This window comes from Kitasatospora sp. MY 5-36, from assembly GCF_001182915.1.
Classification (GTDB): domain Bacteria; phylum Actinomycetota; class Actinomycetes; order Streptomycetales; family Streptomycetaceae; genus Kitasatospora.
Genome location: NZ_LFVW01000760.1, coordinates 1 through 4,790, shown reverse-complemented (window position 1 = coordinate 4,790; position 4,790 = coordinate 1). Strand labels below are relative to the sequence as shown.

General features: G+C 75.1%; 7 protein-coding genes. 6 read left to right on the top strand and 1 reads right to left on the bottom strand.

Translation table 11 applies throughout. The features are described from left to right. Together AE652_RS35405 and AE652_RS35400 are read left to right on the top strand one after the other, a co-directional pair. Positions 1-1,180, top strand: a 1,180-nt coding sequence (locus tag AE652_RS35405) for a serine hydrolase (RefSeq protein ID WP_234348659.1), incomplete at its 5' end; no start/stop codon positions are given. Between the two features lie 56 nt (positions 1,181-1,236). After that, positions 1,237-1,755 (top strand): gamma carbonic anhydrase family protein, encoded by a 519-nt coding sequence (locus tag AE652_RS35400; protein WP_049659101.1) that lies wholly within the window; start codon positions 1,237-1,239, stop codon positions 1,753-1,755. An 11-nt stretch (positions 1,756-1,766) separates the two neighbouring features. On the opposite strand, the gene AE652_RS35395 is transcribed toward AE652_RS35400, so the two are convergent. After that, positions 1,767-2,963 carry an MFS transporter gene (locus AE652_RS35395; protein ID WP_049659100.1) on the bottom strand — a complete coding sequence of 399 codons (1,197 nt, stop codon included), beginning with the start codon at positions 2,961-2,963 and terminating at the stop codon, positions 1,767-1,769. Positions 2,964-3,162: 199 nt separating this feature from the next. Here AE652_RS35395 and AE652_RS35390 point away from each other — a divergent pair, with 199 nt between their 5' ends. The 4 genes from AE652_RS35390 to AE652_RS35375 all read left to right on the top strand — a co-directional run. Continuing rightward, on the top strand, positions 3,163-3,408 hold the full coding sequence (locus AE652_RS35390) for a DUF2277 domain-containing protein (RefSeq protein ID WP_049659099.1): 246 nt from the start codon (positions 3,163-3,165) through the stop codon (positions 3,406-3,408). A gap of 15 nt (positions 3,409-3,423) precedes the next feature. Then, complete coding sequence (locus AE652_RS35385) at positions 3,424-3,660, top strand: DUF6296 family protein (RefSeq protein ID WP_049659098.1); 237 nt, start codon at positions 3,424-3,426, stop codon at positions 3,658-3,660. A 68-nt stretch (positions 3,661-3,728) separates the two neighbouring features. After that, positions 3,729-4,013, top strand: a complete 285-nt coding sequence (locus tag AE652_RS35380) for a DUF427 domain-containing protein (protein WP_049659097.1) — start codon at positions 3,729-3,731, stop codon at positions 4,011-4,013. Positions 4,014-4,058: 45 nt separating this feature from the next. After that, positions 4,059-4,790: hypothetical protein (locus AE652_RS35375; RefSeq protein WP_053112448.1), on the top strand; the 732-nt coding region annotated here is incomplete at its 3' end.

The window sequence follows — 4,790 nt, the reverse complement described above, 5'->3', positions numbered from 1 at the left end:
CGGCTTGCCGCCGGTCCCGGGCTGCCACGGCGCCGTGCACCTCTCGGTCACCGGCGGCACGCCCGGCGATGGCACGGGCACCGACGGCGCCGCCGAACGGCGCGGCGACTGGACGGCCGCCGACGCCGCCCTCGCCGGGATGACCGACCCCGGCTACTCGACCTCCGCCCTCGCCGCCGTCCGCGAGAACGGCCGGCTGGTCTGGCGCAACGCCACCGGCGTCGCCGAACTCGGCACCGGCGAACCCGCCGACCCGGAGGGCGCGTTCCGGATCGGCAGCGCCACCAAGACCTTCGTCGCCACCACCCTGCTCCAACTCGTCGGCGAGCACCGGCTGGACCTCGACGACCGCCTGGAGTGCCTGCTGCCGGGCATCGTCCCGAACAGCACCGCGATCACCGTCCGGCAACTGCTCGACCACACCAGCGGCGTCGCCGACTACACCCGGGACCGGGCCTTCGAGGTCGACCGGGACTGGCTGGCCGACCGCCGCTACAAGTCCTACCGGCTGCGGGACCTGGTGGACCTCGCGAACACCTACCCGCCGGACTTCGCCCCCGGCGAGGGATGGCAGTACTCCAACACCAACTACATCCTGGTCGGGATGATCATCGAGAAGCTCACCGGCCACAGCTGGAACGACGAGGTCACCCGCCGGATCATCCGCCCGCTGCGGCTCACCGGCACCTGGATGCCCGGCGACCTCCCGTTCATCCCCGGCCCGCACGCCCACGGCTACGTCAGGACGGACACCGGTCCGGCCGACGTCACCGTGCTCAACCCGTCCATGGCCGGCTCGGCCGGCGGCGGCATCTCCACCACCACCGACCTGACCGCCTTCCTCGACGCCCTGCTCGGCGGCCGCCTGCTGCGCCCGGCCGAACTCGCCGCGATGAAGCGGACCACCGACCACGGCGAGGGCCGGACGTACGGCCTCGGCCTCCAGCGCCTGGACACCCCCTGCGGCCCGTTCTGGGGCCACGCCGGCGGCATCCCCGGCTACAGCACGATGATGCTCGCCGCCCCGGACGGCAGCCGCTCGTTCGCCGCCGACACCACCTTCTACGACGCCCCGGACCCGGACGCCGCCAACACCGCCTGGCGCAAGGTGACCACGACCGCCCTGTGCGGCGCCCAGGCGGCGGCCGCGGCACCCGACCTCGCCCGCATGGCACCGTGACCGACCCCCTACGCTGACCGGCGACAGAACCGCCGACCGTCACAGGAGGACGACCCATGGCAGAGCCGCTGATCGCCGCAGTCGGGGGCCGGGTGCCCGCCGTCGACCCGGGCGCCTTCGTGGCGCCGAACGCCGTCGTGGTCGGGGACGTGACCGTCGCCGCCGGCGCGAGCGTCTGGTACGGCGCGGTGCTGCGCGGCGACGCCGAGTCGATCAGCGTCGGCGCGGGCAGCAACATCCAGGACAACTGCACCCTGCACGCCGACCCCGGCTTCCCGCTGGTGGTCGGCGAGCGGATCTCGGTCGGCCACAACGCCGTGCTGCACGGCTGCACGGTCGAGGACGACGTCCTGGTGGGCATGAACGCCACCGTGCTCAACGGCGCCCGGATCGGCACCGGCTCGCTGGTCGCGGCCGGCGCGGTGGTGCCGCAGGGCATGGTCGTCCCGCCCGGCTCGCTGGTCGCCGGCGTCCCGGCCAAGGTCCGCCGCGAGCTGACCGAGGACGAGAAGACCGGCATCAAGGCCAACGGCGCCGGCTACCAGCTGCTCGCCGACGCCCACCGGGAGATCTAGCGGCTGCCCGGCTAGGCCGTGGTCATCGCTGCCGCGGCCGCCGGTTCCGTCGCCACCGGGGCGGGCCGGCGGCGGTCGGCCGCCCAGGCGAGCACCGCGACCACCGCGCCCGCGGCCGCCAGGACGGCGCCGACCAGCGTCGGCGCGGTCCAGCCGAGCCCGGCGTCCAGCGCCAGCCCGCCGAAGTACGCGCCCTGGGCGTTGGCCAGGTTGAAGGCGCCCTGGACGGTCGCCGAGGCGAGGGTCGGCGCGCTGCGCGCCTTCTGGAGCACCAGGGTCTGCACGGCCGGCACGATCGCGAAGCCGAACAGCCCGATCAGCACCACCGTGACGGCCGCCGACCAGCGGGCGTGCGCGGTCAGCGCGAACAGCGCCAGGGTGGCGGAGAGCAGCACGAAGGCCGCGCAGACGGTGGGGCGCAGCGCCCGGTCGGCGGCGAACCCGCCCAGCACGTTGCCGATCGTCATACCGACCCCGAACAGCGCCAGCACCAGGGTCACCGAGCCGGTCGCGTACCCGGAGACCTCGGTGAGCAGCGGCGCGATGTAGCTGTAGCAGGCGAAGAAGCCGCCGCAGCCGAACACCACGGTGGCCAGCGCCAGCCAGAGCTGGCCGCTGCGGAAGGCCCGCAGCTCGTGCCGGAGGCCGGACTGGCCGGAGGAGGGGAGCGCGGGCACCAGCCGGGCGATGGCGACCGTGCCGGCGGCCGCGATCAGCACGACCACCAGCATGGTCGCCCGCCAGCCCAGGTGCTGGCCGAGCAGGGTGGCGGCCGGGACGCCGACGATGTTGGCGACGGTCAGTCCGGAGAACATCACGGCCACCGCCCGGGCCCGCCGGTCCGGCGCGACCAGCTCGGCCGCCGCCACCGCGCCCGCTCCGAAGAAGGCGCCGTGCGGCAGCCCGGTGATCAGCCGGGCGGCGGCCAGCGTCCAGAAGTCCGGGGCCACCGCGCACAGCAGGTTGCCGGTCGCGAACAGCGCGGCCAGCGCCACCAGCACCGCCTTGCGCGGCCGTCCGGCGGCCAGCGCGGTCAGCAGCGGCGCGCCGACCACCACCCCCAGCGCGTACGCGGAGATCAGCCAGCCCGCCTGCGGGATGGAGACGTGGAGACTGTCGGCGACCTGGGGGAGCAGCCCCATGGCGGCGAATTCGGTGGTTCCGATGGCGAACGCGGTGACGGCCAGCGCGAGCAGCGCGAGAGGCAAGGGGGTGACTCCGGAGTGATGCCGACGGACCGGGGAAGCGCGCGGCGGGATGAAGGCGGGAAGGACGGCGGGATGAATTCGTTCGTCCGGAATCCTAATCCGGCCGGATGACGGCGCCGTGAGGTGCGTGTGACGAAAGGGCGTCGCCGGCTGACGAAAGGGGGTCGCCGACGCGGCTCCCGCGCGCGAGACTGGGAGCATGTGCCGCAACATCAAGACGCTGCGACCTCCCGTCACGCCGGACGCCGACGAGGAGGACTTCCACGCCGCAGCCCTCCAGTACGTCCGCAAGGTGTCCGGGTTCCGCGCCCCCGCGGCGCACAACCGGGAGGCCTTCGACCGGGCGGTGGACGCCGTCGCGGAGGCCACCGCCCGGCTGCTCGCCGAGCTGGAGGTCCGCGGCCCGCAAGCCCGGGCCGCCGTGCCGGCCGAGGTCGCCGGGTAGGCAGGAGCAGCTGTGATGAGCCACGCCGAGCGTTACGCCCTCACCTTCCCCGGCACCCCGGGCACCCAGGCCCCGCAGGACGTCGTGGTGGTCACCCGCACCGACGCGACCGGTCCGGGCGGCCACCCGGTGTACGAGGACGAGAGCGGCATCGTCCGGGCGGAGATCAGCGACGCCGGCGAGGTCCGGATCCTCGCCAGCGGCGGCCACCAGAGCCCGCACCTGCCGGTGCACGCCCACCCGCTGCCCTGACCGCCCGGAACCCTGGGCGGGCACTCGGAACCCCGGCGCGGATTCCGTCCGTCGGGCACAATCGCGGTATGACCACAGCGAGTTGGCAGGGCGTCGTCATCGCCGAGAGCGACGACACCGTCGTCGTCGAGGGCAACCACTACTTCCCGGCCGAGGCGGTGCGCACCGAGTACCTGCGCCCCTCGGAGACCACCACGGTGTGCGGTTGGAAGGGCACCGCCGGCTACTACAGCCTGGAGGTGGACGGGCGGACCAACCCGGACGCCGTCTGGTACTACACCGACCCGAAGCCCGAGGCCGAGCACGTGCGCGGCCGGGTGGCCTTCTGGCGCGGGGTGGTGGTCGCCGAGTAGGCGGCCCCGGGCCGTGCCGTCCTCGCGAAAGGGGTACCGGAGCCCATGGCAGTCTTCCGCAGGCCGGACCGCTTCCGGCCGCGTCCCGGATCCGACCCGGCCGAGCCCGACCTGGGCGAGCGGCTCGCCGAACTGGTCGAGGAGTCCGAGCAGCCCGTCGGCCGGGGCCCGGTCGCCGCGTACGCGGCGAGGCAGCGCGGCCGCGGTCGGGCCGTGGTCCTGCACACCGCCCGGCTGCTCGGCCACGGCGGCCGGGTCGCCGCCAAGGGGGCGGCCAGGGGAGCGGCCAAGGGCGCCGCGTTCGGCGGCAAGGCGCTGACCGACCAGCTGGTGCGGACCGCGCCGCGGATCCCGGTGCGCGACCTGGCCACCCTGCGGGCGCAGCACCCCGACGCGGCCTTCCCGGAGCAGCTGGCCGACCTGCTGGTCACCGGCGCCGTCCGGGCCTCCGGCGCGCTCGGCGCGGGCGTCGGCGCGGCGGCGATGCTGCCGGTGCCGCCCGCGATGCCGCTGGAGATCGCGGCCGAGACGCTCGCAGTCGCGGCCGTGGAGATCAAGCTGATCGCCGAGCTGCACGAGGTCTACGGCACCCCGGCGCAGGGCACCGCCACCCAGCGGGCCGGCGCCTACCTCGGCGCCTGGGCCAACCGCCGCGGGATCGACGCGGGCCTGCTGGTGCGCCCGGCTGGCTTCGCCGCGCTGGCGATCGGCTCGGAGGTGCGCCAGCAGGTCCGCCGCCGGCTGACCCGCAGCTCGCTGCGCCACCTGCCGGCGGTG